At 42.7% G+C, this 26,301-nt stretch carries 29 protein-coding genes; 23 read left to right on the forward strand and 6 right to left on the reverse strand.

The genetic code is table 11. The features are described 5' to 3' along the window. The first annotated feature begins 210 nt into the window (after positions 1 to 210). The 3 genes from EGM68_RS11710 to EGM68_RS11720 all read left to right on the forward strand — a co-directional run bounded on the left by EGM68_RS11710 (position 211) and on the right by EGM68_RS11720 (position 4,116). The gene (locus tag EGM68_RS11710; RefSeq protein ID WP_025677855.1) at positions 211 to 1,254 is read left to right on the forward strand and encodes a carbohydrate kinase family protein; all 1,044 of its coding nucleotides are present in this window, start codon (positions 211 to 213) and stop codon (positions 1,252 to 1,254) included. Between the two features lie 97 nt (positions 1,255 to 1,351). Beyond that, complete coding sequence (locus EGM68_RS11715) at positions 1,352 to 2,047, forward strand: P-loop NTPase family protein (RefSeq protein ID WP_040101404.1); 696 nt, start codon at positions 1,352 to 1,354, stop codon at positions 2,045 to 2,047. 323 nt (positions 2,048 to 2,370) lie between these two features. Further along, positions 2,371 to 4,116 (forward strand): proline--tRNA ligase, encoded by a 1,746-nt coding sequence (locus EGM68_RS11720; RefSeq protein WP_129549222.1) that lies wholly within the window; start codon positions 2,371 to 2,373, stop codon positions 4,114 to 4,116. On the opposite strand, the gene EGM68_RS11725 is transcribed toward EGM68_RS11720, so the two are convergent. After that, on the reverse strand, positions 4,113 to 4,877 hold the full coding sequence (locus tag EGM68_RS11725; RefSeq protein WP_040101402.1) for a spermidine synthase: 765 nt from the start codon (positions 4,875 to 4,877) through the stop codon (positions 4,113 to 4,115). The genes EGM68_RS11720 and EGM68_RS11725 overlap by 4 nt on opposite strands. 218 nt (positions 4,878 to 5,095) lie before the next feature. Between EGM68_RS11725 and EGM68_RS11730 the strand changes: the two genes are divergently transcribed. The 4 genes from EGM68_RS11730 to EGM68_RS11745 all read left to right on the forward strand — a co-directional run bounded on the left by EGM68_RS11730 (position 5,096) and on the right by EGM68_RS11745 (position 8,096). Continuing rightward, positions 5,096 to 5,815 (forward strand): YebC/PmpR family DNA-binding transcriptional regulator, encoded by a 720-nt coding sequence (locus tag EGM68_RS11730; protein WP_014599726.1) that lies wholly within the window; start codon positions 5,096 to 5,098, stop codon positions 5,813 to 5,815. Between the two features lie 170 nt (positions 5,816 to 5,985). Next, complete coding sequence (locus EGM68_RS11735; protein ID WP_013371033.1) at positions 5,986 to 6,570, forward strand: TetR/AcrR family transcriptional regulator; 585 nt, start codon at positions 5,986 to 5,988, stop codon at positions 6,568 to 6,570. Positions 6,571 to 6,734: 164 nt separating this feature from the next. Continuing rightward, the gene (locus tag EGM68_RS11740) at positions 6,735 to 7,163 is read left to right on the forward strand and encodes a nuclear transport factor 2 family protein (protein WP_040101401.1); all 429 of its coding nucleotides are present in this window, start codon (positions 6,735 to 6,737) and stop codon (positions 7,161 to 7,163) included. 72 nt (positions 7,164 to 7,235) lie between these two features. Next, the gene (locus tag EGM68_RS11745; protein ID WP_013371035.1) at positions 7,236 to 8,096 is read left to right on the forward strand and encodes an NmrA family NAD(P)-binding protein; all 861 of its coding nucleotides are present in this window, start codon (positions 7,236 to 7,238) and stop codon (positions 8,094 to 8,096) included. A gap of 13 nt (positions 8,097 to 8,109) precedes the next feature. Here EGM68_RS11745 and EGM68_RS11750 read toward each other — a convergent pair whose 3' ends face one another. The 3 genes from EGM68_RS11750 to EGM68_RS11760 all read right to left on the reverse strand — a co-directional run bounded on the left by EGM68_RS11750 (position 8,110) and on the right by EGM68_RS11760 (position 10,221). After that, complete coding sequence (locus EGM68_RS11750) at positions 8,110 to 9,300, reverse strand: oxalate decarboxylase family bicupin (RefSeq protein ID WP_129549223.1); 1,191 nt, start codon at positions 9,298 to 9,300, stop codon at positions 8,110 to 8,112. 89 nt (positions 9,301 to 9,389) lie between these two features. Further along, entirely contained in the window at positions 9,390 to 9,869 is a 480-nt protein-coding gene (gene ybaK / locus EGM68_RS11755; RefSeq protein WP_129549224.1) for a Cys-tRNA(Pro) deacylase, read from the reverse strand. A 16-nt stretch (positions 9,870 to 9,885) separates the two neighbouring features. Then, a complete protein-coding gene (locus EGM68_RS11760; RefSeq protein WP_013371038.1) occupies positions 9,886 to 10,221 on the reverse strand; it encodes a ribosomal protein L7/L12 in 336 nt (111 codons plus the stop codon). A gap of 320 nt (positions 10,222 to 10,541) precedes the next feature. On the opposite strand from EGM68_RS11760, the gene EGM68_RS11765 reads away from it, so the two are divergent. The 14 genes from EGM68_RS11765 to EGM68_RS11825 all read left to right on the forward strand — a co-directional run bounded on the left by EGM68_RS11765 (position 10,542) and on the right by EGM68_RS11825 (position 24,127). Further along, on the forward strand, positions 10,542 to 11,450 hold the full coding sequence (locus EGM68_RS11765; protein ID WP_013371039.1) for an ROK family protein: 909 nt from the start codon (positions 10,542 to 10,544) through the stop codon (positions 11,448 to 11,450). 259 nt (positions 11,451 to 11,709) lie between these two features. Beyond that, positions 11,710 to 13,125, forward strand: a complete 1,416-nt coding sequence (locus EGM68_RS11770; RefSeq protein ID WP_090739263.1) for a glycoside hydrolase family 1 protein — start codon at positions 11,710 to 11,712, stop codon at positions 13,123 to 13,125. Between the two features lie 152 nt (positions 13,126 to 13,277). Further along, positions 13,278 to 13,406, forward strand: coding sequence for a hypothetical protein (locus EGM68_RS26380; RefSeq protein WP_013371041.1), 129 nt, complete (start codon positions 13,278 to 13,280; stop codon positions 13,404 to 13,406). 155 nt (positions 13,407 to 13,561) lie between these two features. Beyond that, the gene (yfcE, locus tag EGM68_RS11780) at positions 13,562 to 14,113 is read left to right on the forward strand and encodes a phosphodiesterase (protein ID WP_064963665.1); all 552 of its coding nucleotides are present in this window, start codon (positions 13,562 to 13,564) and stop codon (positions 14,111 to 14,113) included. A 118-nt stretch (positions 14,114 to 14,231) separates the two neighbouring features. Continuing rightward, positions 14,232 to 15,263, forward strand: a complete 1,032-nt coding sequence (locus EGM68_RS11785) for an agmatine deiminase family protein (RefSeq protein WP_129549225.1) — start codon at positions 14,232 to 14,234, stop codon at positions 15,261 to 15,263. 29 nt (positions 15,264 to 15,292) lie between these two features. Beyond that, entirely contained in the window at positions 15,293 to 16,168 is an 876-nt protein-coding gene (gene aguB, locus EGM68_RS11790) for an N-carbamoylputrescine amidase (protein ID WP_013371044.1), read from the forward strand. Between the two features lie 138 nt (positions 16,169 to 16,306). Beyond that, positions 16,307 to 16,837: a hypothetical protein gene (locus EGM68_RS11795; RefSeq protein WP_064963667.1), complete on the forward strand. Its 531-nt coding sequence runs from the start codon at positions 16,307 to 16,309 to the stop codon at positions 16,835 to 16,837. Positions 16,838 to 17,122: 285 nt separating this feature from the next. Beyond that, positions 17,123 to 19,144 carry an NAD(P)/FAD-dependent oxidoreductase gene (locus tag EGM68_RS11800; protein WP_129549226.1) on the forward strand — a complete coding sequence of 674 codons (2,022 nt, stop codon included), beginning with the start codon at positions 17,123 to 17,125 and terminating at the stop codon, positions 19,142 to 19,144. A 26-nt stretch (positions 19,145 to 19,170) separates the two neighbouring features. After that, entirely contained in the window at positions 19,171 to 19,347 is a 177-nt protein-coding gene (locus EGM68_RS25715; RefSeq protein ID WP_013371048.1) for a hypothetical protein, read from the forward strand. Next, positions 19,286 to 20,254: an aminoglycoside phosphotransferase family protein gene (locus EGM68_RS11805; RefSeq protein WP_481855594.1), complete on the forward strand. Its 969-nt coding sequence runs from the start codon at positions 19,286 to 19,288 to the stop codon at positions 20,252 to 20,254. Before EGM68_RS25715 ends, EGM68_RS11805 begins: the two co-directional genes overlap by 62 nt. A 245-nt stretch (positions 20,255 to 20,499) precedes the next feature. After that, positions 20,500 to 20,949 carry an immunity 63 family protein gene (locus EGM68_RS11810; RefSeq protein ID WP_129549228.1) on the forward strand — a complete coding sequence of 150 codons (450 nt, stop codon included), beginning with the start codon at positions 20,500 to 20,502 and terminating at the stop codon, positions 20,947 to 20,949. A gap of 131 nt (positions 20,950 to 21,080) precedes the next feature. Continuing rightward, complete coding sequence (locus EGM68_RS11815) at positions 21,081 to 22,064, forward strand: ABC transporter substrate-binding protein (RefSeq protein WP_129549229.1); 984 nt, start codon at positions 21,081 to 21,083, stop codon at positions 22,062 to 22,064. A gap of 33 nt (positions 22,065 to 22,097) precedes the next feature. Continuing rightward, on the forward strand, positions 22,098 to 23,123 hold the full coding sequence (locus EGM68_RS11820) for a FecCD family ABC transporter permease (RefSeq protein WP_129549230.1): 1,026 nt from the start codon (positions 22,098 to 22,100) through the stop codon (positions 23,121 to 23,123). After that, positions 23,120 to 24,127, forward strand: a complete 1,008-nt coding sequence (locus EGM68_RS11825; protein WP_129549231.1) for a FecCD family ABC transporter permease — start codon at positions 23,120 to 23,122, stop codon at positions 24,125 to 24,127. The genes EGM68_RS11820 and EGM68_RS11825 overlap by 4 nt, the downstream gene beginning before the upstream one ends. A 71-nt stretch (positions 24,128 to 24,198) precedes the next feature. Here the strand turns inward: EGM68_RS11825 and EGM68_RS11830 are convergent, their stop codons facing one another. Continuing rightward, the gene (locus tag EGM68_RS11830; protein WP_129549232.1) at positions 24,199 to 24,774 is read right to left on the reverse strand and encodes an NAD(P)H oxidoreductase; all 576 of its coding nucleotides are present in this window, start codon (positions 24,772 to 24,774) and stop codon (positions 24,199 to 24,201) included. A 233-nt stretch (positions 24,775 to 25,007) separates the two neighbouring features. Between EGM68_RS11830 and EGM68_RS11835 the strand changes: the two genes are divergently transcribed. Beyond that, on the forward strand, positions 25,008 to 25,391 hold the full coding sequence (locus EGM68_RS11835) for a winged helix-turn-helix transcriptional regulator (RefSeq protein WP_013371054.1): 384 nt from the start codon (positions 25,008 to 25,010) through the stop codon (positions 25,389 to 25,391). A gap of 72 nt (positions 25,392 to 25,463) precedes the next feature. Here the strand turns inward: EGM68_RS11835 and EGM68_RS11840 are convergent, their stop codons facing one another. Further along, positions 25,464 to 25,892 (reverse strand): VOC family protein, encoded by a 429-nt coding sequence (locus EGM68_RS11840; protein WP_013371055.1) that lies wholly within the window; start codon positions 25,890 to 25,892, stop codon positions 25,464 to 25,466. 210 nt (positions 25,893 to 26,102) lie between these two features. Here EGM68_RS11840 and EGM68_RS11845 point away from each other — a divergent pair, with 210 nt between their 5' ends. Beyond that, entirely contained in the window at positions 26,103 to 26,294 is a 192-nt protein-coding gene (locus tag EGM68_RS11845) for a DUF3934 family protein (protein WP_129549233.1), read from the forward strand. Positions 26,295 to 26,301 lie beyond the last annotated feature (7 nt).

Genomic DNA, 26,301 nt, shown 5'->3' on the forward strand with positions numbered 1-26,301 from the left:
TGCACGTTCAGCTCTAGTCACCTTATTGTAAAGTGGAGGATGTTTTTACGATAAGGTGATTTTTTTGTATGTGTAACTTTATGATATTTTTAACGGACTCGACATGATTCTTGGGAATTTGACATTTGGAACATGTTAGGTTTATAGAGTACCTATTTCTGCACAAATTTAAATCATTCTAGCGAATAGAGTCGAGAAAGGAGTCAAATGATGAAATTAAAAAAAATTCACAAAAATGAGCAGGACGAGCCTTGGCCCTCTAGTGAACAAATTCTGTGTATCGGAGGGGCCAATCTGGATCGTAAAATCATGATTAAAGGTACATTTCAGCTTCACACCTCCAACCCGAGCAGCACTAGTCTGCAATCTTGCGGTGGGGTAGCACGGAATGTGGCTGAAAATTTAGGGAGGTTGAGTCGACGGGTCAGCCTGCTGACCGCAGTTGGGGACGATGCTGAAGGTGAATTTATCATCGAACAGTCCAGCCGTTACATGCACGTGATTCCTCTTCAAGTCAAAGGTGAATCGTCAACCGGTGTCTATACTGCCTTGCTGAACGAGCATGGTGAAATGATTGTAGCGACAGCAGAAATGGAGATTTATGATCAGATTCGTCCTTCCATAATTTTTGAAAATATTCCTTTAATCGCCTCGTCCCGACTCGTTCTGCTGGACACTAATTTTTCTATGAACGTAATAGCGGCCACCATACATGTCTGTCTGGAACATCAGGTTCCGCTTGTCGTTTCTTCGGTGTCAGCTTCCAAGATGAGAAAGCTTCCACGAAATTTGCATGGGGTGGAATGGCTGGTATGCCAACCGGAAGAGGCTGAAGCTTATTTGGGACTTGAACTTAAAGATGATCAGCAGATATTGGACGCAGCCCGAGTTTTTCACAAACTTGGGGTTCAAAATGTCATTATTATCTGCGGTGCTGAGCGTGTGTTGTTTGCTTCTCAAGATGGAACTTATGGACAAATCCCTATACACCCATTTCAACAGGTCATTGATGTCACAGGCGCAGACGACGCTTTTATTGCCGGGATGATTTATGGAATTACCCAAGGTTATCCTATGGAACAAGTGTGCCAGTTTGGAATCAGTTGTGTCGATTTAACCATACAAACGGATCGGACAGTCTCAGACACCATTTCTATGAATAAACTTCATTCTAGATTCCAGGAGCTGTATGGCACACATTCGCAAAATTTTGTTTTTTTTAAGGGTGTGTATTTTAAAAAGAAAAATACATAAGTAAAGAAGAGAACACTAACCTACAGCAGCGTGTATTTGGAGCTTCACGGACGTAATGGTCTCAATTATTGAATTTATAAAAGGAGCAGGTTGTCTGATGGACAGTGTGAAATACGCTATTGTTTTTCTGCCGCTGTTCCTACTTTATTTGCTTTTAAAGGGAGGGGCTTTGGCAGTAGGTTTACTATATCGACTGATCTATTCCATTTCGACCTTACGTGCAGGACAAAGTGACGATCTTCTAGCTGTACAGCATGCTAAGCGTATTATCGTAATCGGCTCACCGGGGAGCGGCAAGACTTTTTTGGCCAAACGTCTATCGATGTGGACTCATTTGCCGTATACCTCGTTGGATGATTTGTATTGGGGGCCAGAGTGGAAGCAGAGTACGGACAAGCAATTTCACAAACAGCTGGGAGAAGTCCTGCAAAGGGAAGAATGGATTATCGAAGGGAATTATCATGAGCGTTATTTTACCGAGCGACTCCAGCGTTCCGATACAATCATCGTGATGGATGTCAGCACGATTGAGGCGATATCAGGTGTTATCACACGTTCGCTTAACCGTTTTTTATTTTCCAAGGAGTTACCCACAGGAATAGAGCGGGAAGCCGTTCGTATTTGGGATATTTCACCTCGGTTTGTCCGCTTTGTTCTGGGTTTTCGCAGGCGTATCCGTCCTAAAATCTGGCCGCTCATTTTGCAATATGGTAATGAACGGAATTTGATTATCCTAAAATCTAAATATCGTTCATGTCCCTGGATGAGCCCAGATAGACAATTATCTCCTTGACTCGAATCTGCGTTTCGTGTAAAGTGGTGAAAATTGTAATATATAGGAATAGTGTAGACCAAGGATCAAAGGTTCAATTACCCGCTGTACAGAGAAGAAACCCATGGGCTGAAAGGTTTCTCGCCGCGAATGAACGTTTCCCTGCCTTGCGAGCTGTAACGGTGCGTAAGATAAACCGTTACCGGCCAGATGCCGTTATCTGAAGAAGGACCGTCCCGTATATGGTTACGGTCAAATGAAGGGTGGTACCACGACACATTCGTCCCTGACGGATGTGTCTTTTTTGCGTACATTTTATCGTTCTTACAAGGAGGAAGCCACACATGCGCCAAAGCCAATTATTACTGACAACCTTACGTGAAGCACCTGCAGAGGCCGAAGTGATCAGCCATCAGCTGATGCTGCGGGCAGGATTTATCCGCCAATTGGCGGCTGGAATGTATACCTATATGCCACTGGGCAGACGGGTGCTCAGAAAAGTGGAACAAATTGTACGAGATGAGATGGATCGTGCAGGAGCTGGAGAGCTGCTAATGCCTGTATTACAGCCAACGGAGCTGTGGCAAGAATCGGGGAGATACGATGTGTACGGTCCTGAGCTGATGCGTCTGCAAGATCGGCATGATCGGGAGTTCGCATTAGGTCCTACACATGAAGAGGTCATTACGTCTTTAATACGAAATGAAGTGAATTCCTATCGGAAATTGCCAGTAACACTGTACCAAATTCAAATCAAGTTTCGGGATGAACGACGTCCTCGGTTTGGTCTGCTTCGCAGCAGAGAATTTTTGATGAAGGATGCCTATTCGTTTGATGCCAATTGGACAGGACTAGATCACACTTATTGGACGATGTTCCAGGCCTACCAACGTATTTTCACCCGCTGCAGTCTGAATTTTCGCGCAGTCGAAGCAGATGCAGGCGCTATTGGTGGTGAGGGTGAAACTCATGAATTTATGGCACTGGCTGAGATTGGAGAGGATACCATTGTGGCATGTACCTGCTGTGATTATGCTGCCAATCTTGAAAAGGCGGAGCCACGGACGACGGGGAGCGTAGGAATATCTTCTGTCTCCAATGAAGATGAACATGACAGCCATCCTTCAATTGATACAGATAAAATGGAAAAACTGTACACTCCAGGTTTGCGAACCATAAATCAACTCGTTGAAACGCTTCACATAGAGCCGAAGGAAATCATCAAAACACTGATTTATATGGCTGACGATCAGCCGATTGCGATAGTTGTCAGAGGAGATCATGAGGTCAACGAAGTAAAAGTTAAACAAATTTTAGGTAGTGAAAAATTCGAAATAGCAAATGCAGATGCCGTCACAAAGGCGACTGGAACCCCACCCGGGTTCATAGGTCCATGCGGCTTGACAATCCCTGTGTGGGTGGATTACGCCGTTGTCCAAATGTCTAGCGGTTTTGCAGGCGCGAACGAGCAGGATTACCATTATCGGCATGTGAATCCAGGACGCGATCTAGATCTTCGCTATGTGGCAGACTTGCGCAATGTTATAGAAGGGGATAGATGTCCTCGGTGTGACGAAGGGAAATTGGAACTTCATCGAGGAATTGAGATTGGACACGTATTTAAACTGGGCACCAAGTACAGTGAAAAGCTGGGTGCAACTTTTCTAGATGCGTCCGGAACTGATCAAGCGATGATTATGGGCTGTTATGGTATTGGTGTTTCCCGAATCCTGTCCGCCATTGTAGAGCAAAATCATGACCAGAACGGAATAATATGGCCGCATGCGCTGGCCCCGTTTCAGGTTCATATCATTCCGATTTCTGTGAAAGACAGGCTTCAGATGCAAATAGCTGAGGACTTATACAGCCAACTGCAGGATCGCGGTGTGGAGGTGTTGCTAGATGATCGTGAGGAACGCCCAGGGGTTAAATTTAAAGATTCGGATTTAGTAGGTATTCCCGTGCGTATCGTCGTTGGTAAAGATGCTGAACACGGAAAAGTAGAGTTCGTAGAGCGAAGAAGCAGCCACAAAGAGTCAATTCATATCCATGATGTAGAGAGACGGATACTGAACCTCATTCAACACTAAGCATCTGTATCCCGCAGAACATGACCTTCTCCAAGGGTAATCTCATGAAAGTCGGCCATCTGACGTGCCTGAAAACGAATGGGCTTGTCTCGACCTATCATAATGATATTTTGGATGTCAGCAATGCCTTCCGAGGGTAGGGAGAACGTGGTAACATAGGCGAATTCTTCACGCAGCGTTGTGTGAATGGCATGGATCAGATGATCGTGTTCGCTTTTGCCTATCAAATTCATAATTAGCGAGCCTTCTGCATCCAGCTTTTCTTTGGCCATTTTGAAAAATTCCCAAGATATTAAATGCAAAGGCGTACCCTGCTCCGTGAAGGCGTCCAAAATAATATAGTCATAAGCATCCGGGCTCTCCTTCTCCAGAATGCGGCGTCCATCACCAATAACTACATTGTCCTGGTCGTATCCAAAGAATGTTTGGCTGAATTCTACCACTTGTGCGTCCAGCTCGGCAATCTTAAAGCGTTTGTCTGCAAAATGACCCGCAATCGTGCCTACACCATGTCCGATAACAAACACGTCTTCAAATGACGGGTCGTTCAGCTCCATGAGATGAATGATTGCTCTGGGATATTCGAACAGAATACGTTGCGGATGATTCAAATCCATCGCACCTTGGATGGCTGCATTGGAGAATTGCATCACGCGAAATAATCCCTTTTCACCATATAGCTCCGTGGTTTCATATACCGTGATTTCATGGTTATTGCTCAACTTTTTATGTAAGACATCCAAGTGAATAATCTCCTTCAAGTCAGACTTCCTCCTCATCTTAGACATTCATAGGATTATTGTCCATAGATGAGGGGATTGAAAGTTCACATTCTTGAAGCATCCCTAATTAGGTAGAATTGTTTATTTTTCCATAACGGAGTTGTTTGAACTTGTTCGTATGTCCTTTAGGAGATATAATATACAAGGATATAATGAAGTTCGTTGTGTATATTCATACAGGAAGAGAGCGGGATATTATGGGACGTAAGTGGAATAACATTAAAGAAAAGAAGGCATCCAAGGATGCTAATACGAGTCGTATATATGCTAAATTTGGCGTGGAAATTTATGTGGCAGCCAAACAGGGCGAGCCTGATCCTGAATCCAATCGGGTACTAAGAGTCGTGTTAGAACGTGCAAAAACGTACAATGTACCGAAAGCGATCATTGACCGTGCTATTGAAAAAGCAAAAGGTGCTGGCGATGAAAACTACGTAGAGCTTCGTTATGAAGGTTTCGGACCGAACGGCTCCATGGTCATTGTAGATGCACTGACTAATAACGTAAACCGTACAGCATCGGATGTGCGTTCTGCATTTACTAAAAATGGCGGTAGCTTGGGCGTGAGCGGATCTGTAGCCTACATGTTTGATTCCACGGCAGTTATTGGTCTGGTGGGTAAAACCGCAGATGAAGTGCTGGAGCTGCTGATGGAGGCAGATGTCGAGGTTCGTGACATCATTGAAGAAGATGAAGCCGTCATCGTATATGCAGAGCCTGATCAATTCCATGCTGTTCAGGAAGCTTTCAAGCAGGCAGGAGTAACTGAGTTTACTGTGGCTGAGCTCACCATGCTTGCCCAAAATGATATTACTCTTCCGGAAGATGCACAGGTTCAATTTGATAAATTGATTGATGCATTAGAGGACTTGGAAGATGTTCAGCAGGTGTACCACAACGTAGACTCTGAGGAATAATCGGATTGCATCATTTACATCTGAGCGTTTGGATAAAATAAACATCCCTAAACCATCGTATTTCGGTACGATGGTTTTTTTGTGAATAAAATGATATAAAATCAATTTCATTTTCTTGACTGATCAGTCTGAAAAAATTATAATCATAGTCAAGGAGGTGAACATGAGGTTTGGGAAGAGCTAAAGAATTTGATACTGAAAGTGTTCTGCGAAAAGCTATGGCTGTATTTGGAGAGCATGGCTATGAGGGAACTTCTCTGACTATTTTACTGGATCAGCTGGGTATAGCGCGGCAGAGTCTTTATGATACCTACGGAACGAAATATGATTTATTTTTTTCGGCTATTCAGCTTTATATACGTGACAAAACTGAAGCCGTAGTTCATCTGCTCAGTCAACCTGGGAGCATTAAGGATGCAATAGCGACGATTTTTAATGAATCTGTTAGAGTCTTGACGGATAAGAGACTGTCCAAGGAATGCTTTATTATGAACAGTGCTATTGAACAGGCTCCGCATCATCATGAGATCAAAGCTTTTATTTCTGAAAATACTGAAAAGCTTGAACTTGCCTTTTACAACGCCCTAGTCCGCGCCCAAAAAGAGGGGGAGATTCATGCTACGGAATCTGAGCTATTGTCAATCGCCAGATTTCTAAATCATGCCCGACTATCGTTGACATTTACCGCCAAGACAGGCGCCAGCACTGAGGTGCTTAGAGATATTGTACGTACGACGCTGTCGGTTTTGGATTGATCTTTATGAACGCTTAATAGCGTTTATTTTTTGAACATTCCAGACCGATTAGTCAAATTTTTTTGAGTATTATAGACTATTCAGTCTAGAATGATTATGTTTATTTTCGCGTCTTGAATTCACTTTTAAAACAGAAATTAAAATAAATATGCGAGGTGTCTACCATGAATATCAATCCGAATACTGACGATGCAAAACAGCAAGCACAAGCAGTCATGCATAAATTTACGAGCAACCTGTTAGAAGAAAATATGGAGCAATGGATTTCATTATTTGATGATAACGCTGTTTTCGAGTTCCCTTATGCACCTAAACATTTTGTACAAGTGCTTCAGGGTAAAGCAGCAATTTACGAGTATATTAAGGAGTTTCCTAGTATACTTCGGATTCAGCATTTCTCTTCACCAACTATCCATACGACAACGGACCCGGGTTTATTCGTGGCCGAATTCGCCTCTGAGGCGCAGGCTGTGAGCACAGGTAAACCGTATAATCAAACCTACATTTCTGTTATTAAGCTGAAGAACGGAAAAATTACTCACTACAAAGATTATTGGAACCCTTTAGTAGCTCTAGAAGCTCTAGAATCGTGAATGAAAAAGTCAAGTCTCATAGGGATATAGAGATCTAGGCGAAAATAAAAATTAAAATAGGAGTTGAATTTCATGAAAGACAGAAATATAGCGTTGATTACAGGAGCAAACGGCAAAACAGGCAGCCGTGTAGCTGCCAGACTTATGCAACTTCAGTATCCGGTACGTTTGGCAGGGCGTACTAAACCTGGCAATTCGGAAGGGGCGGATTATGTATTTTTTGATTGGTATGATGAATCAACACATGCACAGGCGCTGATGAATGTAGGTAAAATTTATTTGGTAGTACCTGTGCTGGACGTCAATCCCGCCAAAGTGATGATTCCTTTTATTGAAAAAGCCTTGAGTGCCGGAGTGCAAAGATTTGTGCTGTTAGGGAGCGCATCTGTGCCTGAGGACGGACCAGTATTTGGACCTGTGCATCAAGCACTTCGTAGATTAGCTCCAGAGTGGGCTGTACTGCAGCCATCCTACTTTATGGAGAATTTCACAGAAGGCCAGCATGTGGGCACGATCAAAAACAACAAGGCCATTTATAGTGCAACCCGAAACGGGAGAATAGGCTTCGTAAGTGCAGATGACATTGCAGAAGTAGGAGTGAGGGCTCTTATTGACGATAAACCACACAACACGGCTCATGTCATCACTGGACCTCAATCACTAACATATGACGAAGTGGCTGAACTGATCGGGAAATCAACAGTCCAACCGATCCAGCATATCTCGTTGTCTGATGAAGAGTTGAAAGCGGGCATGGTTCACGCTGGAATGCCTGAGGAATATGCAGATATGCTGGCAGGATTAGATAGAAGGATACGTGAAAATGGAAGTGAAGACCAAGTGACCGATACCGTTAAGCTTGTCACTGGGCGCTGTCCGGTCTCATTTGAGCAGTTTGTTCTGAGCCACGGAAACAGCTGGAAGACATCATGACAAAGTGTTTCCTTTATTTCTTTTTAGGGTCATAAGAGTAACCAGGATACTTGACGACGGGCCATTTGACCTTTCGTAAATTAGAGATCACATCAGCGCCAACGTGTAAATTACTTTGAATCAGTTCTTTAGGCGTAAGAGCCATCCATTGATTTAAGGACACATCTGCAAAACGGTCACTTTTAAACATCTCAAGAAACCATAGTGTGCTAGAACCTGTATTTTGAATGTAATGACCGTAAGCAAAGGGCACATATCCAACATCCCCGGCTCTGAAATCAAATGTACGAGCTGCACCATTACCGCCAAAGACAGTCATCCGTCCTTGCCCGGCAAGATAGTATTGCCATTCGTCATTATTGGGGTGCCAATGCATTTCTCGCATGGCTCCAGGCTCAATCTCAACAAGGGCAGCTGCAATGGTTTTGGAAATCGGAAAATTGGAGGAGTCAACGATCCGTACGCTTCCGCCTGGTGTTTTGATCGGGGGCTGAGCTAGTAACTCATGCTTAAAGGATTGGGGCAACGTCCCGTAGGGAGAAGGAACCGCTTGACTTTGAATTGAACCGGGAACGGAGTCCTGATAGATGTACACTTGGTCTTGAGGAATCTCTGCAAAATCGGCTTCTGGAATCCCGAAATTTGCAGAGAGCACCTCTTTAGGTGTGTGTGCGAACCAATCCGAGATGGATAAGGTGTTCAGATCGGAGAAACTGCCATCGTCGAAAACCAGCAAAAATTCACAGCCTTCTTCAAGGCCCTGTATAGAATGCGGGATGCCAGGTGGAAAATACCAGAGATCGCCAGGGCCTACATCAGCAATAAAATTACGTCCATCTTGGTCAACTGCCGTAATGCGAGCACTACCTAACAGCATATATGACCATTCTGCCTGCTGATGCCAGTGAAGTTCGCGGACACCGCCCGGTGTCAAACTCATATTCACGCCGGCAAGAGTTGTGGCAATGGGTAATTCCCTTACTGTAACTTCTCTTGACCATCCACCCTGATTAAGCTGCATATGGGCGTCTGAAAAAGAAAACCTCATATTCGGTATGAGACCATTGTCCGTTACGGGAGGAACCAGCATATCTGGATTTTGTAAATCCCTCATCACATCACGTGGACCCTTGTCAATCCCCCCTGCGCCATCACTTCTTATGGGCTGGGGGATTCCGACTTTTTTCGAGCAATCATTATGCATTATTTGATCTTCCTCTCCAAGTTGAAGCATGATGAAGCATAGGATTAAGAGAAAATACGCATAAAGATTTTATGAGGACGTGATGAGTTTTATGCCGTGTGGGTTAGATCTGTAAACTGTGCTTGAATGATTTGGGCTAAATCATGCGGACTCAGCTCCACTTGGGTTCCAATTTTCCCAGCGCTTACGACGATCGTTTCCAGCTCAACTGCAGGCTGGTCGATATAAGTGGGATAGATCTTTTTCATCCCTATGGGAGAGCAGCCGCCGCGAATATATCCCGTATGCTTTTGCAAATCCTTAACTGGAAGCATTTCAATTTTCTTCTCTCCCGCAGATTTAGCAGCCTTTTTGAGATCGAGCTCTTTATGTACAGGAATGACAAAAACAAACAGATTTTGTTTGCTATGTGCAACCAAAGTTTTAAAAACAGATTCGGGTGCTCTTTGAATCTTTTCGGCTACGTTCATACCGTCTATTTTTCCGTCTTGGTGCTCATAACTCAAAATATTGTAGTGGATGTGTTGCCCGTCCAATATACGCATAGCGTTTGTTTTACTCACACTCATTTTAATTCTTCCTTTCTTAGCGTTTTTCCAAGTAATCTACATAATCTTTTGCATCCTTAAGTGAAAGATTCTTAGCGGTTCTTAACTCTTTTATGGCTTTAATCTTATTTCCTTCCCTGATCAGTAGAAGCAGCCTTTCATTGATTTCTTCAGAAGCATCTGCATGTTGGATATGTGGAGCAGGAGGAGCGATTGTATTTGACATCGAGGTTCCCGTTAGTCCTGAACGATTCTCAAGACGCTCCACATCGGATTTCAAGTCATTAAGCCGAGATTGAAGGTGATAGACCTTGAACAAAAGTATGACGGAGAGGATCAATGCAATGATTGCTACATATTCGCTAGTTGCCAATAGAATCTCCCTTTTCTTGTTAGTTTTATCATTAAATTTTTGTCCCTTAAACATAGTATATCATGATGGTTGACTAATCGAATTGAGAATCATATTCTTTGCGTACGGGTAGTGCAAATTGACTTATTGCAGACCGAGCGTTATATTACAGCTTATTATTAAGCTTTTTATAATCACTTCAAAAGGAGTGTATTCAAATACAACCAGTTTCCAATAATACCATTCGGGTCAAACACATTAATGTAGAGCTAGTTAAAAACACACTGAAATCCAAGGAATATGCAACCAAGTCATCTATAGCCAGTATTACAGGACTTAGTGTGGCAACCTGCGGAAATATTCTAAATGAGCTTCTTCAAACCGGAGAAGTATTAGAGATGGAATTGGAAGAATCGAACGGTGGGCGTCCGGCTAGACGTTACAAATATAACGCTGATTATTCCTATATTATTTGTTTAACTGTGAAAACGGAAGGCGGAGTAGATTCTCTTACTTATGCTGTTGCCAATATGCTTGGCGATATTATTGCAGAGAACACATCCGTTGTGCCTCATATTGATTATGAAGTAATAGATCACCAAATTGAAGAGCTGATTAACAACTACGAAAACGTTAAAGCGATTGGTATTGGCATCCCGGGGGTTGTTCATCAAGGGGTTATTGATGTCTGCGATCTTGATCTGCTGATAGGAGTCCCTGTAGGACCACGCCTTCAAGATAAATACGGGGTAGAAGTCACCATTGAAAATGATATGCATCTGACCGTCTATGGATTTTATAACATGCAAAATTATGATGAGGACAAAACCTTCGCTATTGTTACGTTTCCCAAGGATAATTTTCCGGGAGCGGGTTTTATTGTCGATGGACATTTGTTAAAAGGAAATACCAAATTTGCCGGGGAAGTTTCCTTTTTACCCTTTGGCATAACGAGAGAGGAACAGCTTAAACAGTTAAATAGCACACAGGAATTTGTTTTTTTGGCGATCAAAACGATAACATCCATTATTGCGATTATAGACCCTGTATCGATCGCTTTGACCGGAGAGTTATCTAAGCCAGCACTGTTGGATGATATTTATAACGGCTGTCTTAAAGATGTACCCAAAGAACATATGCCTGAGATTTTTGTAAAAAACGATACGCACGATGAATACATGTATGGGTTGATTTCAGTTACCCTTGAAAGCTTGACCTACAATTTACAATTGGTGGAAAAAAGAAAATAGAGGCCTTCCACTTTGAAGAATAGCTCACCCAGTTACAATTGGTAATTAACGGATAGATGGGTGGGGACGTTGTTATAAATAGGGAAGTAAGTATTGGAGATAATACGATTATAGACTCTGCAAGTTTTTAAAATAATACTTGACATGAAACGCGTTACAAACCTTAAGATTCAATTAGAAGTACTTTATAAACATTAGCGTAGAGGTAACGTGTTTATGTGCTAGTTTATGAAAAAACATCAGCAAAGGCGGAGAAAATATGAGTACACAGTTTCCAAAAGATTTCCTGTGGGGTGGAGCAGTTGCTGCTAATCAGCTCGAAGGCGCTTATCAAGAAGACGGAAAAGGCTGGTCCATTCAGGATGTAACTCCTCGTGGTGGTTGGGGACCGGTGACGGATGTACCAACAGAAGATAATATGAAGTTGATCGGTATTGATTTTTACCATCATTATAAAGAAGATATCAAACTTTTTGCGGAAATGGGCTTTAAAGTGTTCCGTACTTCCATTGCTTGGTCACGTATTTTCCCTAAAGGTGACGAACTTGAGCCTAATGAAAAAGGCTTGCAATTTTATGATGATTTGTTTGATGAACTTCATAAATATGGTATTGAGCCACTCGTTACATTATCTCACTATGAAACACCTTTACATTTGTCCAGAGAATACGATGGTTGGGTGAACCGTAAGCTTGTTGATTTCTATGAGCGCTATGCAACAACTGTATTTAATCGCTACAAAGATAAAGTTAAATACTGGTTGACGTTCAATGAAATCAACTCGATTCTTGAAGCACCATTCATGAGTGGCGGGATTAGCACACCAAAAGATCAACTTAGTGAACAAGACCTTTATCAAGCTATTCACCATGAGCTGGTAGCGAGTGCAAGAGCAGTAAAAATCGGTCATCAGATTAACCCTGATTTCAAAATTGGTTGTATGGTACTGAGTATGCCTACTTATCCGCTGACACCTAATCCAGACGATGTGATTGCAGCAATGGAATTTGATCACAGAAACATGGCATTTGCCGATATTCATGCAAGAGGTCAGTATCCAGGTTACATGAAACGTTTCTTCAAAGAAAACGGAATCTCTATTCATTTTGAGCCAGGTGATGCTGAAGATCTGAAGCATACGGTTGATTTTATCTCGTTCAGTTATTATATGAGTACTTGTGAGACGGCTGACGAAGCTAAAAAAGTCAAAGGTGAAGGTAACATCCTCGGTGGGGTTAGCAATCCGCATCTCGAGGCAAGTGAGTGGGGCTGGCAAATTGATCCGCAAGGTCTGCGCTATGTGCTGAATACATTTTATGATCGCTTCCAAAAACCACTGTTCATCGTTGAAAATGGTCTGGGCGCTGTGGACGAGCTTATCACCAATGAAAAAGGTGAAAAAACGGTTGAAGATGACTACCGGATCAACTATCTGAATGATCATTTGGTTCAAGTTGGGGAAGCGATTGAAGATGGAGTAGAGGTTCTGGGCTATACATCTTGGGGCTGTATTGATCTTGTCAGCGCGTCGACTGCTCAGCTTAAAAAACGTTATGGCTACATTTACGTAGATCGTCATGATGATGGTAGCGGTACACTTGAAAGATATCGAAAGAAATCGTTCCACTGGTACAAAGAAGTTATTGCTACGAACGGTGAAAGCTTGAAGCGTTAATTTATAATATAATTAAATTAAGTTGTAAAATATAATGATGGTTTTACGTGGCGACCGCTTCTGCTTTATTACGGAGGAAGCGGTCGCCAAATTTTTTCATGAGCGTCATTTACGACAAGTATCTAGCTACATAAACGGAGTGTAGACAAGCTATGACAGAAAAAGAAAAATCACAATTAGGGCTCAAAGACATTCCTTCTGGCGTGATTGCCGCAGGAAACCCTTGCAAGGTCATCCGTAAAATCACCGAAGATGATAAGCACAAGTATAAAAGGAATTAACCATAAAACTACAGCTTATCTGGAGCTGTAGTTTTGCGTCATACCAAACGTAAAGAAACATTTTTGCACAGATTTGTTTAGGGAATAGTGTAATAATGAACGTAAGAGGAACATTTTTAAATTACAATGGTCTATTCAGAAAGGAAGGGAAAAATATGAAATTAATGTTTATATCAGATATTCACGGTTCGCTGTACTGGTTGCAATTAGCACTGGAAAAATTCAAGGAGGAGAAAGCTGACCGTATTGTCTTGCTTGGAGATTATATGTACCATGGACCGCGTAATCCGTTACCGGAAGGATATAACCCGGCGGAAGTGGCTGCTATGCTGAACCAATACAAATCCCACATTGCAGTGTCGGTGCGCGGGAATTGCGATGCAGAAGTGGATCAGATGTTGCTAGAGTTTCCAATGATGGGTGATTATGCTTTGCTGTATCATGAAGGACGGCGAATCTATGTCACGCACGGACATGGTTTTAGTATCGGAAATTTGCCGCCACTGGAAGCAGGGGATGTGTTCATTCAGGGACACACTCATATTCCGGTAGCAGATGTGGAAAATGGGGTCTTTGTACTGAACCCTGGTTCGATCGCATTGCCAAAAGAAAACTACCCATCCTCTTATGGTGTGCTGGAGGGAGCACAATTTACTGTGAAGGATTTTGATGGCTGTACAGTAAAAACAATCACCTTTTCAAAGTGATTTTCTTTAAATTACAATGTGAATTATTAAAACTTTTCCGCTTCGATTGAGACAAAGATCATATTATTGTATGATAGGAGCGGAGTCTACATTTTGAAAAGAAAGAGAGCTTCAATACATGCAAATTAAGGATTCATATTATAAGATGCCGCCTGAATGGGCGCCACATGAACGTACGTATATTTCCTGGCCTGTACAATCTTCAATGGTTTACCCGGAGATGCATGCCGAGGTAAGTAAGGGTTATGCCGAAATTATAAGTGCCATGGCGGAATTTGAACCAGTTACCGTAGTCGTAAATCCAGATGATCTGGAGAGCGTTAAAGCGCTTGAACTTGGGGAACGGGTAGAACTGCTGCCGATAGAGCATAGCGATGCGTGGTTGCGTGACAACGGTCCAACTTTTCTGACAGACGAACATGGTCAGTTGGCAGGTGTAAACTGGAAGTTTAATGCCTGGGGCGGCAAATATGCTCCATGGGATCTAGATGACCAGGTTGCGCCGCAAATTCTGGACCAACTTGGAGTTCCACGGTTAGATGCACCACTAGTAATGGAAGGCGGTTCACTGCACGTAGACGGCGAAGGCACCCTGATTACAACCGAAGAGTGCTTGCTTAATCCCAATCGCAATCCGGAACTAAGCAGAGAAGAAATAGAACGGTACGTATGCGAATATACAGGTGCCGAAAAAATTATATGGCTAAAACGCGGACTCAGTGGCGATGAAACAGATGGTCATGTGGACAATATTGCTTGCTTTGCTGCTCCTGGTAAGGTCATTATGCAAGTATGTGATGATCCAGAGGATGAAAATTATGAAATCACGCAGGAAAATCTGCGCATTCTAGAACAAGCAACAGATGCCAAAGGTCGTAAGCTGGAAGTGATTCAGATCGGCCAACCGCCGCGTGTGGATTATGAAGATAGCCGACTAACACTGAGCTATATTAATTTCTACTTTGTGAATGGCGGTATTATTTTGCCAGTGTTTGGCGGAACTGCCGCTGAGAGCGATCTTGCAGCCCAGCAAGTACTAGCAAAAGTATTTCCGAATCGCAAGATCCGCACTGTAGATGGTATGGCAGTTATCCGTGAAGGCGGTAATGTACACTGTACAACCCAGCAGATGCCTGCTGTAAAGCGTTAAACGATACAACATTCATAAGGAGGACTAAGGTGAGAAAAGTAAAAGTGGCAGCAACTCAAATGAGCTGTTCTACCAATATTGAAGAAAATATCAGCAAAGCAGAGAAACTGGTACGTGAAGCGGCAGCCCAAGGCGCGCAAATTATTTTGCTGCAGGAATTGTTCGAAACTCCGTACTTCTGCCAGAAGGAAAAGTCTGATTATTATGTATATGCAACTGAGCTGGAGCACAACAAAGCGGTTAATCATTTCAAGAAGATTGCCAAAGAATTGCAGGTTGTGCTGCCAATCAGCTTTTACGAAAAGAAAAACTATGCTCGTTACAACAGTCTTGCTGTCATTGATGCAGACGGTGAAGTGTTGGGTAAATACCGTAAAAGCCACATTCCGGATGGTCCTGGGTATGAGGAAAAGTTTTATTTTAATCCGGGCGATACTGGGTTTAAAGTGTGGAATACACGTTATGCCAAAATTGGGGTAGGCGTATGCTGGGATCAATGGTATCCCGAGGCGGCCCGCTGTATGGCGCTTATGGGCGCAGAGATTTTGTTCTATCCGACAGCGATTGGTTCTGAGCCACAGGATTCTTCCATTGACTCCAAGGACCACTGGCAGACCTGCATGCTAGGTCATGCAGCTTCCAATCTGATTCCAGTCATTGCTTCCAACCGCATCGGAATGGAAACAGATGAAGAATCCAGTATCAATTTCTACGGCTCATCATTTATCGCCGGACCTCAGGGGAACAAAATCACAGAAGCGAGTCGTACTGATGAAGAAGTGCTTACTGCTGAATTTGATCTGGACGAGCTCGAAGTAGGGCGGATCGAATGGGGCATTTTCCGTGACCGTCGTCCCGAACTATACAAAATGATTGCTACCTATGATGGTGATCTAAAAGTATAATCTGTATATAGATAGGTATATTTCCCTTGCTGTCAAGCCGTGATGTTTCTTTTCTGAACTCACACGGCTTTTCGAGCAAGGGATTTTTGGTTTCTAAATGGAATACACTTGTGATAAATAGGAGGAAGGAGAATAGCAATGAGGCATAAGCGGATAGACCAAACGTTCACACACTTACAAACTTCGGCCGAAGAAGATCAAGAGTGGGGAGACTCGCGTGCAAGAGATATGGCTATTTTGGGCTTGTGGGACGAGTACACGCTATCTGCGCAGCGTTTATGTGAACGAATGGCTACCGTAACCCGTCAAATCAGACCTTCGGAGTACGAGACGTTCCCAACTCAGTTTGAATGGCTGGAACAAAAAGAAACAGACTTGATTATTGATGGAATATGGTCAGCTGATTTACATGGTGATCATTGTCTGTTTGTGAATATTGGGGAGCATCACCCAGAATGGCATACATCGATTGAAGCTTATATTTATGATACGCAGGTGATAGACGAAGGATTTTTCCTTCAATATTTGAACACTTCTCCTAAAGCCACTGCCTACGCAACTTCATTCAGAAACAATGGATATGCTACAATGTGTGAACTACTGGACAGATATGTCAGGGAAGGGAAATTGGAGCGTAGACCCTTCGGCTTCAAAAGAACGAATGCGTAGGTGAATAATGAATAAAAGTATGATTTTGGTTTGAGTCAAAAGGAACATTTCTCAAAGGATTGTTCCTTTTTTTATGTAGGACTATATTTCATCTATAGACTGAAACTATGATTCAGTACATAAAATAGCATTAGAATTTATAGATTGAATGATATAAAATCAATTCATAAGGAATGATCGTAATCAATAAAACTTCGATATCCTTTAAAGTGAAAAAAATCACATATATGAGTTATTTAATGAAACTTGAAAATGAAATTTGCAAACCTGCAAGGAGGAAGAACAATGAACTACTATCCTGCGATATTTGAACCTCTGACCATACGGCGCATGACCTTGAAGAATCGGATTGTAATGCCCCCAATGGGAACCAACTTTGCTGCCATGGATGGAAGCTTTGTTCAGGATCATATTGACTATTACGTGCAACGGGCTAAAGGGGGGACTGGCCTGATCACAGTAGAAAATGTTTGTCTGGATTTCCCCATGGGTACGAACGGGACAACTCAGCTGCGGATGGATAATGATCAGTTTATTCCTGGACTGTTTAGATTAACAGAAGCCCTGCACTCTTATGGGGCATGTGTTTCTGTACAAATTAACCATGCGGGTGCTTCGGCTTATGCGGGACGACTGAACGGAGTTCAACCCGTATCCGCTTCGAATATTCCTTCTAAAAAGGGTGGAGCGATCCCAAGACCTCTGCAAAAAGAAGAAATTTATGCCATTGTGCGTAAATACGGCGAAGCAGCGGGAAGAGCGCAACGAGCTGGGTTTGACTGTGTTGAAATTCACGCAGGACATTCCTACTTGCTGAGTCAGTTTCTTTCGCCAGTGTATAATAAACGTACGGATGAATTTGGCGGCAGCGCAGAAAACCGTACTCGTTTTGCCAGATTAGTCATTGATGAAATTCGTTCAGTGGTGGGCCCATTTTTCCCCATTTGCTTACGTTTTAGTGCGGAGGAGTTCACAGAAGGTGGGAACACCTTGGAAGATACACTGGAGTTACTGGAGTATCTCAATGATGAGATAGATATTTTGAACGTTTCCGCAGCTCTAAATGATTCCATCCAGTTCCAGATTGACGGGATGAACCTGCCTGATGGTTGGCGCTCATATATGGCCAAAGCGGTAAAAGAAAAATTCGGAAAGGTCACGATGACCTCGGGTAATATACGGAGCCCACAGGCTGCTCAGGATATTTTGGCAAGAGGTGACGCTGATCTTCTGGCAATGGGCAGAGGTTTGATCGCAGAACCGAACTGGGTGCTTAAAGTGCAAAACGGCTACGAGCATTTGCTTAGAAAATGCATCTCCTGCAACATTGGTTGTGCCGATCACCGTATCTCCAAAAGTAAACCGATTTGCTGTACGGTTAATCCGGATCTGTTCAAGGAAGCTGAATACAGGAAACAACGAGTTAGAAACAGTGTTCAAGTCGTTGTGATCGGTGGGGGCACGGCGGGGATGGAAGCGGCCTGTACAGCAGCTGAGGTAGGCTGCAAAGTAACTCTCTTCGAAGAAAAGCCAGAACTGGGTGGCCTCGCGCGTGATATTGCTCGCTTACCAGACAAAACGCGCATCAATGATTTCCCAGATTATCTGATTCAGCGCACCAAGCAGTTAACCAATCTGAACATTGTCACGGGTACAAGAGCAGATATGTCGATGATTAGTGCTCTGAATCCTGATATTATTGTCAATGCAACTGGGGCCCAGCCACTGCTTCCACCCATTGCAGGTCTGCACGATCAACTAGGCAAACCGGGTACAAAAGTATTTTCCATCTTTGACCTGTTGAACAACATGGAGAACTTTCAAGAGTTTGAAGGCAAACGTATTGCTGTAGTGGGTGGAGGAGCCGTGGGACTGGATGTTGTAGAATATTATGCGGAACGCGGGGCTCAAAAAGTTTCTATCATTGAGATGATGCCTTTATTGGGCAAGGATCTGGATATGATTACCCGCATTTCAATGATGAAAATGGTGGAGGAAAGGGGAGTAAATGTCCATACAGAGACGGCTTTGACAGAAGTGTGCAGCGACCGCTTCAAAGTAAAGCATGGAGAACAGGAGTTTGAGATTCCTTTTGATCTAGGGTTCGTATGTTTGGGTATGCGTTCATACACTCCACTGATGGATAGCTTGCTTCAATATGGAAAAGAGCATCAGGTGGAAGTTGTAAATATCGGAGACAGCAAACAAGCGCGTCGTATTATTGATGGCACCCGTGAAGGTCGGAATATTCTGAAAACCATTCAACGGGTAGACGAATTTAAAAATGAGTTCTCCTATTCTTACTAAATTGAGGGTATAGGTGATAGGTATTTATGACCAACAACTCACTTTATATTCAGGTTGAAGAGACGTCTGTCTTTTCAGCCTTTTTAATTTGGATTTATGCTGGCAAGAAGATTGATTCCTTTGTCATTTTAAAGGTAAACTATGGAAGGTATAAAAAGGCTATTAGCGTGGGGGGATGCGAGCGTGAATCATTTTTTGAGTGAAATTCCAGGTGCCAGCGCATGGAGGAACGTGCAAGAAATTCATAAAGGCTGGTCCAGTGACAGCAAATATTTTATTCAAACCACTGACGGTAGAGATTTGCTGCTGAGAATTTCGAATATCACCCAATATGACAAGAAACAGCGAGAATTTGAATCCGTAAAAAAGCTGGATCATATAGATAATGTTCTAATGTCCCGTCCGCTTGGTTTTGGATTGTGCAACAACGGACAGTCGGTATACTCTTTATTTACCTGGGTCAACGGGGAGGATGCTGAAGGAATTATACCCACATTAAATGCAGAACAGCAGTATCAGCTTGGAGTTCATGCTGGAAAGGTATTGGCTAAGTTGCATGAGATTTACGCGGAGCAAGATCGCGTCCCATGGGCTGAACATTATAATGCCAAAATCAACAGATATATCAGAAACTATAAGTCATGCGGTATTGCTTTAAAAGGAGCAGATCAAACGATAAGTTTTATTGAGCAAAACCGTCATCTATTAGAAAATCGCCCCCAGACATTTCAGCACGGGGATTATCATGTGGGCAATATGGTGATTACCTCATCTGGTGAACTGGGTATCATTGATTTTAATAGACTGGATTATGGCGATCCCTGGGAGGAATTCAATCGTATCACCTGGTGTGCTGGATTAAGCCCATTATTTGCTTCTGGTCGTATTCACGGTTATTTCAATAACGATGTGCCGGATTTATTTTTTAGGTTAATGGCACTGTATATTGCAAGCAATCAGATTTCATCGATTCACTGGGCCATTCCATTTGGCAAAGAAGAGGTAGACGATATGGTGCAACGAGCTGAAGAGGTTTTGGAGGGGTATGATTACTTTCAAACGGTTATACCAAAATGGTATCTACCTCTTCACCTGAGTAGTAAAATGTGAAGACCGCCGCTCCTGAGAGTGACGGTCTATTTATAGTGTTTTATGATTGTTTCTTAATCTTATAGGTGAATTCCCAAACGGCCAGTTTGAAATATTGAGGAGAATCTCCTCTATTCTATTTATCGATTGCAGCCAAAGGAATTGTTAATGGTTGGTAAAAAAATAGTTTAGTATTTTATTGCATCACTTATGACCTAATATGATTATGACCTAAATTTTAGTAGAGAAAAGGATGGGGAAATCTGATGAAAAAAATATACAGAAAACAAGAAATCATAGATATGACCATTAAGCTGCTCGAACAAACTTCGATGTACGAAGAACAATATGAGCAATATGTAAGACGACCTTTTCGTACGGATTTTTATGATGATCTGAGTCCGTATGTGAAAGTTGGCAAACAGGGGTATACGCTACAGATGTACGAAAGAGGCGTACAGATGCTGAATAAGCTTACTCAAGATGTAGAGGATGTGATGTATTGGATCATCGAAGATACAATTCATATCATTTCTCATCTAAATCTGCTTCGCAAATATAAAGTAGATAACCAAAATACTCATCTAAAATATACCAAGGAGATCATGAAGGAGCTGACAACAGCAATGAATAACGCATTTTATGAAATTGGAGGAATCTATCAGGAATGGCATGAAGCGAATAGAAGGGCAACGTTGGAAAACCCATTAAAGTAAATAAAACTTAAAGAAACAGTTGACAATCATGAAGCAGAAATTTACAATTTTATATTAGTGATAATGATTATCAATATCACTGTTTTTAAGTATGCTCTGCAATTACTATATTTCAAAGGAGAATTTATAACATGCATCATATGATGAGCAAGAAATCTTACATGATTTTATGTGCATTATTCGTAATGATCTTCGTTATTTCAGGATGTGGAAATGCTGGAAGTTCCTCAGATTCATCTGCTCAACCTGCATCTTCCACGAAAGAAGAGGCAGGCGGTGAGTCTGGTACACGTACAGTCTCTACGATAAAAGGAGATGTAAAGGTGCCCGCTAATCCCCAACGGGTAGTGGTCAACTGGTATATTGGCGATGTATTCACGCTGGGAATCAAGCCGGCTGCGGTATTTGGTTGGAAACAAGAAACTATGCCTTTTTACGATAAGTTTAATGGGATTCCTGTTATTGAAAAGTGGGAGACCGAGGAAATTATGAAATACGATCCTGATCTCATCATTACATATGACACAAAGGATTATGATAAGTTGTCCAAAATTGCGCCTGTTCTTGTAATACCTGAGGGTAAAATGACATCTGTTGAACGGTTGAAATTCCTTGGTCAGGCCACAGGACATGAAGCAGAAGCGGATAAAGTGATTTCACAGTTTGAAAGCAAGCTGAGTGAGGCCAAAGAAAAACTTAATTCCGACATATTCAAGGACAAAACATTTAGCATTTTCGAGGACTGGGGCAGTGGATCCTACGGAATATATTATGAAACAGGCTCACGGGGAGGAACGTTGCTTTACGATTTTCTAGGACTTCACAAACCGGAAAAGCTCAATACATTGATTAAAAATTCCGGAGAGAGTCGAGGCTCTTTATCCTATGAGGTAGCTGCTGAATACTTTGGGGATTATGTACTGTGGTTTAAGCAGGAAGACAAAGAATCCGAATATGCGAAGACCAAAATCTGGAGCAGTATTCCAGCCGTCAAAAATGGGCACATTATCGAAATTCCAGCGAAATATGCAGGACTTTTCTATTATTCAGACGTTGCTAGTATGACAGGACAGCTAGATTATATTATTGGTAAATTACTGGAACAGACGAAGTAACGATGCATAATTGACCAACTAAGGGTGTAATCAATGTCTACTCACAAAGAACAAAATAAAAAAGGAATATTTCATTTTGTAAGCTACATGATCGCGGGCGTGTTCCTGCTCTTGGTAGTTTCCGCAGCATCCATCACCTTTGGTGCTGCGGAGATGAGCTTGAAGCTGGCGTGGGGGGCTGTATTTCAATTTGATCCCAATATTACGGAACACCAAATCATTCATACTTTGCGTTTTCCACGCACTGTGGCAGACATTATTGTAGGGTGCAGCTTGGCTGTGTGCGGGGCTATTATGCAGGGAACCACTCGCAATCCATTGGCCGACTCGGGACTCATCGGTATAAGCTCAGGCTCGACATTTGCTATTGCGCTATGTATGGCCTTTTTACCAGGTCGCACCTACGGAGAGACCATGCTGTATTCTTGTTTAGGTGCAGCCATCACGACAGGAATTACGTACTACATCGCATCTATAGGCAAGCGGGGAATGACGCCTCAGCGCTTAGTGCTAGCAGGAATGTCCATTTCCATGCTCTTTGGTGCGTTTAGCACTTTTCTTGCTATTAAGTATGAGATTGGTCAAGCGCTTGATTATTGGTCTGCTGGTGGTACTGCTAGTGCCAAGTGGAGTGAACTGGCTTTCATTTCACCACTATTTGTAGTGGGCTTGGTCTGTGCTATTGCCCTTTCTCCCTCCATTACGATCTTGAGCTTTGGAGAGGAGGTGGCGTCAGGCTTGGGAATTCGTGCGAATAGAATTAAGCTATTTTCAACCCTAATCGTATTAATTCTAACGGGGCTATCGGTTATTGTTGTCGGTCCTGTTGGCTTTGTAGGTTTGATCGTGCCACATATTATGCGATGTCTGGTCGGTACAGATTATCGATATATTATTCCCGCCTCAGCGCTGTATGGCGCAGTCTTTCTCCTGGCAGCAGATTTGCTGGGTCGAATGATTAATCGCCCTCACGAAACGCCGCTGGGCATTATTTTTGCTTTGGTCGGAGTACCCTATTTTCTCTACCTTGTGCGCAAGCAAAGGAGGGAGTTTAGTTGAAGCTGTCCCGCAATAGCAGGGGTATAAGCATTATTTTACTGTTAACCATGTTGACACTACTGGTTGCTGTACTTAGCATGAATGTCGGGAAAATGAATCTGTCTCCACTCGAAGTTTTCAAGGTCATCATCGGCGAAGGAACGAATAAGCAGAACCTGATCGTATTTGAATTTCGACTGCCACGTATTGTGCTTTCCGTATTAGTGGGTATTGGCATGGGGATATCGGGTTGTATTATGCAAAGCCTGCTCAAAAACGACATGGCCAGTCCGGGGACACTAGGCATCAGTTCGGGCTCAGGCTTATTTGTGCTTTTGTATATTACGCTGTTCGCTAGTGAGGGATTACTATCGCCTATTATTCTTCCAGGGCTGGCTTTTGCAGGCGGACTAACGGCAGCTTTCTTGATTTTTATGTTTGCTTTCAGGCGGGGAAGAGACATTTCGCCTACAGGCCTAATTTTAACGGGTGTTGCTATGGGGAGTGGATACAGCGCATTGTCGCTGATACTGACGCTCCGATTAGACAAGCAACAGTATGATTTTGCTCTGCGTTGGCAGGCTGGAGACCTGTGGGGGGACGACTGGAGCTATATAATGGTGTTGCTCCCCTGGGTGCTGATTATCTGCCTTTACGTTTTTTACAGGTCTAACACACTCAATACGCTGAATTTGGGAAATCAGACAGCATCGGGGCTCGGCGTAGCCATTAAAAGGGAATTTATCGGCTTGACGATCGCAGCAGTGGCTCTGGCTTCTGGTAGCGTGGCACTTGGTGGGAATTTCTTTTTTGTGGGGATGGTTAGTCCCCATCTGGCTCGCAGGCTGGTAGGTCCCAATCATAAGCTACTATTACCTACCACTGCATTGGTTGGTGCACTGGTCATATTAATTGCTGACACACTTACACGGACAATCAGTTTTGGTGCTGATATTCCAACCGGAATCATAATTACTATCCTGGTTACCCCTTATTTCCTCTATTTGTTGTCAAAGGCCAATTAAATGTAGATCAATGAAAGACTCTAACCCATGTCCATGGATAATATGGCTGGGTTAGCGTCTTGTAATTAAACCTAATCTTTGGCATAATTTAAACCCAAGCGATAAGCTTGGTCCAGCAGTATTTCATAATGACGGGAATTTGAACCCAGTGTCTCATCTAAGAATTCAACCTTGGAATTGGAAACACCGCAATAATCTGCAATACCCACATTCAGCAAATGAGTAATCTTTTCATCATAGTTGCGCTTTTTCAGCTGTTCTTTCGAAACGCCGGCCAAGCCAATCCATAAGATATGCTGATGATGAAGGTTATTCGAGCCGTACGCAAACCCATTGTTCCATACACGATCAATATAACCCTTCAGCATAGCTGGCAAATGCCACCACCAAAGTGGAAAAATAAATGCCAACGCGTCATGCTCCTTCATCCGCTTTATTTCCATTTCTACTTCAGGGGAAAAGGACTGCTTCGCAACGGACCAATCCGGTTCATCTACTCCTTTTAAAACAGGATCAAAACCGATCCCATGCAAATCCAATATCTCATAATCGTGGCCTGCATCGGCAAGACCTTGTACGAAACGACCAGCAACCTTAAAGGTTAAAGAATCTTTTCTCGGATGTGAAACAACGCTTAATACTTTCATATTTATTCACTACCTTTCTTAATAGGCTAACTTCTAGGCATGCTCAATGCTTGCTGCTATTATAAACAGTAGGAAAATAATCTGGAAGTACGCACTTTTACGTTCTATAGGATGATACAGGTGCCATAGGAACATGGAAGTGCCCTAGGTAGATTACCTAAACTGACCTGGGTCACGAATTGAAGTGATGGGTTGTTCTGAGCAAACGTAGCCTTCTAAAGGAGGATTAAGGAATGAATGAACCGACCAAAAATAGGGTTCAAAAGAAGTATCAAGTTGGAGTGGAAGCAGCTTTAGAGGTAATGGGAGGAAAATGGAAGCCTTTAATTATCTACCATCTGATGACAGGACGGAAACGATCGTCTGAGTTTCGTAGGTTAATGCCCGGTATTACTCAAAAAATGCTGACCACTCAGCTCAGAAGTCTGGAAAAGGATGGGATTGTTACACGAAAGGTTTTTAATGAAATCCCACCTAAAGTGGAGTATGAGTTAACGCACTACGGCTGGGGATTAAAACCCGCGCTAGATCATTTATGCTATTGGGGAGAGGATCACCTGGATAAGATCCATGGAGACAAATTCAAGGTTTTAGAAGAATTCCAAGGCTGCGACTGATATTAAGCCCTCATAAAGCATTCAATCAGATAGCTTGTGAGGGCTTAACTGTCCGTAAGACAATATAAAAGGCTAACTGTCGGTCATTCCGTTGTCATAACTTAATTGCCATTCAATTCCGAACCTATCCTTGAGGCTTCCGTAACATTTGCTCCAGAATGTTTCTTGAAGTTCCATGTTTACGGTCCCGCCTTCTTTTAACTTATGAAAGTACGATCGAATTTTCTCTTCGTCCTTATTGACGATGGCGAGGCTGATGTTGTTTCCCGCAACAAAAGGCATACCAGGAAAAACGTCTGAAAACATCACATTACTACCATCAATTTGAAGCCGCGTATGCATGACCAAATTTTTGGCTTCTTCTGGTAGAGGATAATCGGGGTTGGGCGGTGCTTCACCGAACGTCATGATCTTTGGTTTCTCAGTCCCAAATGCCTCTGCGTAAAATTCTGCTGCCTCGCGACAGTTTCCATTAAAATTAAGATAAACATCAACTGACATGTGTTTCACTCCTTTAAGGATCATTATTTTTCCATACTATACAATCTCATTTCATTATTTACCTGCAAACAAACAAAAATACAATAAGATCCATTTTACAAAAGTATTTGCGGCTTAACATGTTCAATTTTTAAAACAAATGGGCATTATGATCAAAGTAATGGTATGATAGCTTAGTTAAATCTGAACGACTAGTCATGGAGTGATTATATGGGTGGAAAAAGTAAGGGTGGCGGAACCGGCAGAGGTACGGGAAGTAAAGGCTGGACACGCTGGAACAAAACGGCGAAGCCTGTAAAGAGAAAAAGCGCTGCTACCGGTGAACCAGGAAATACAGCGGCAGGAGCTGCAAAAGGCGGCGCTGCCAAGCCAATTGGTAACAGAGGCGGCAGAAGTAAGTAGGCCGAGC

The sequence above is a fragment of the Paenibacillus sp. M-152 genome, from assembly GCF_003856555.1.
In the GTDB taxonomy this organism is placed as follows: domain Bacteria; phylum Bacillota; class Bacilli; order Paenibacillales; family Paenibacillaceae; genus Paenibacillus; species Paenibacillus polymyxa_C.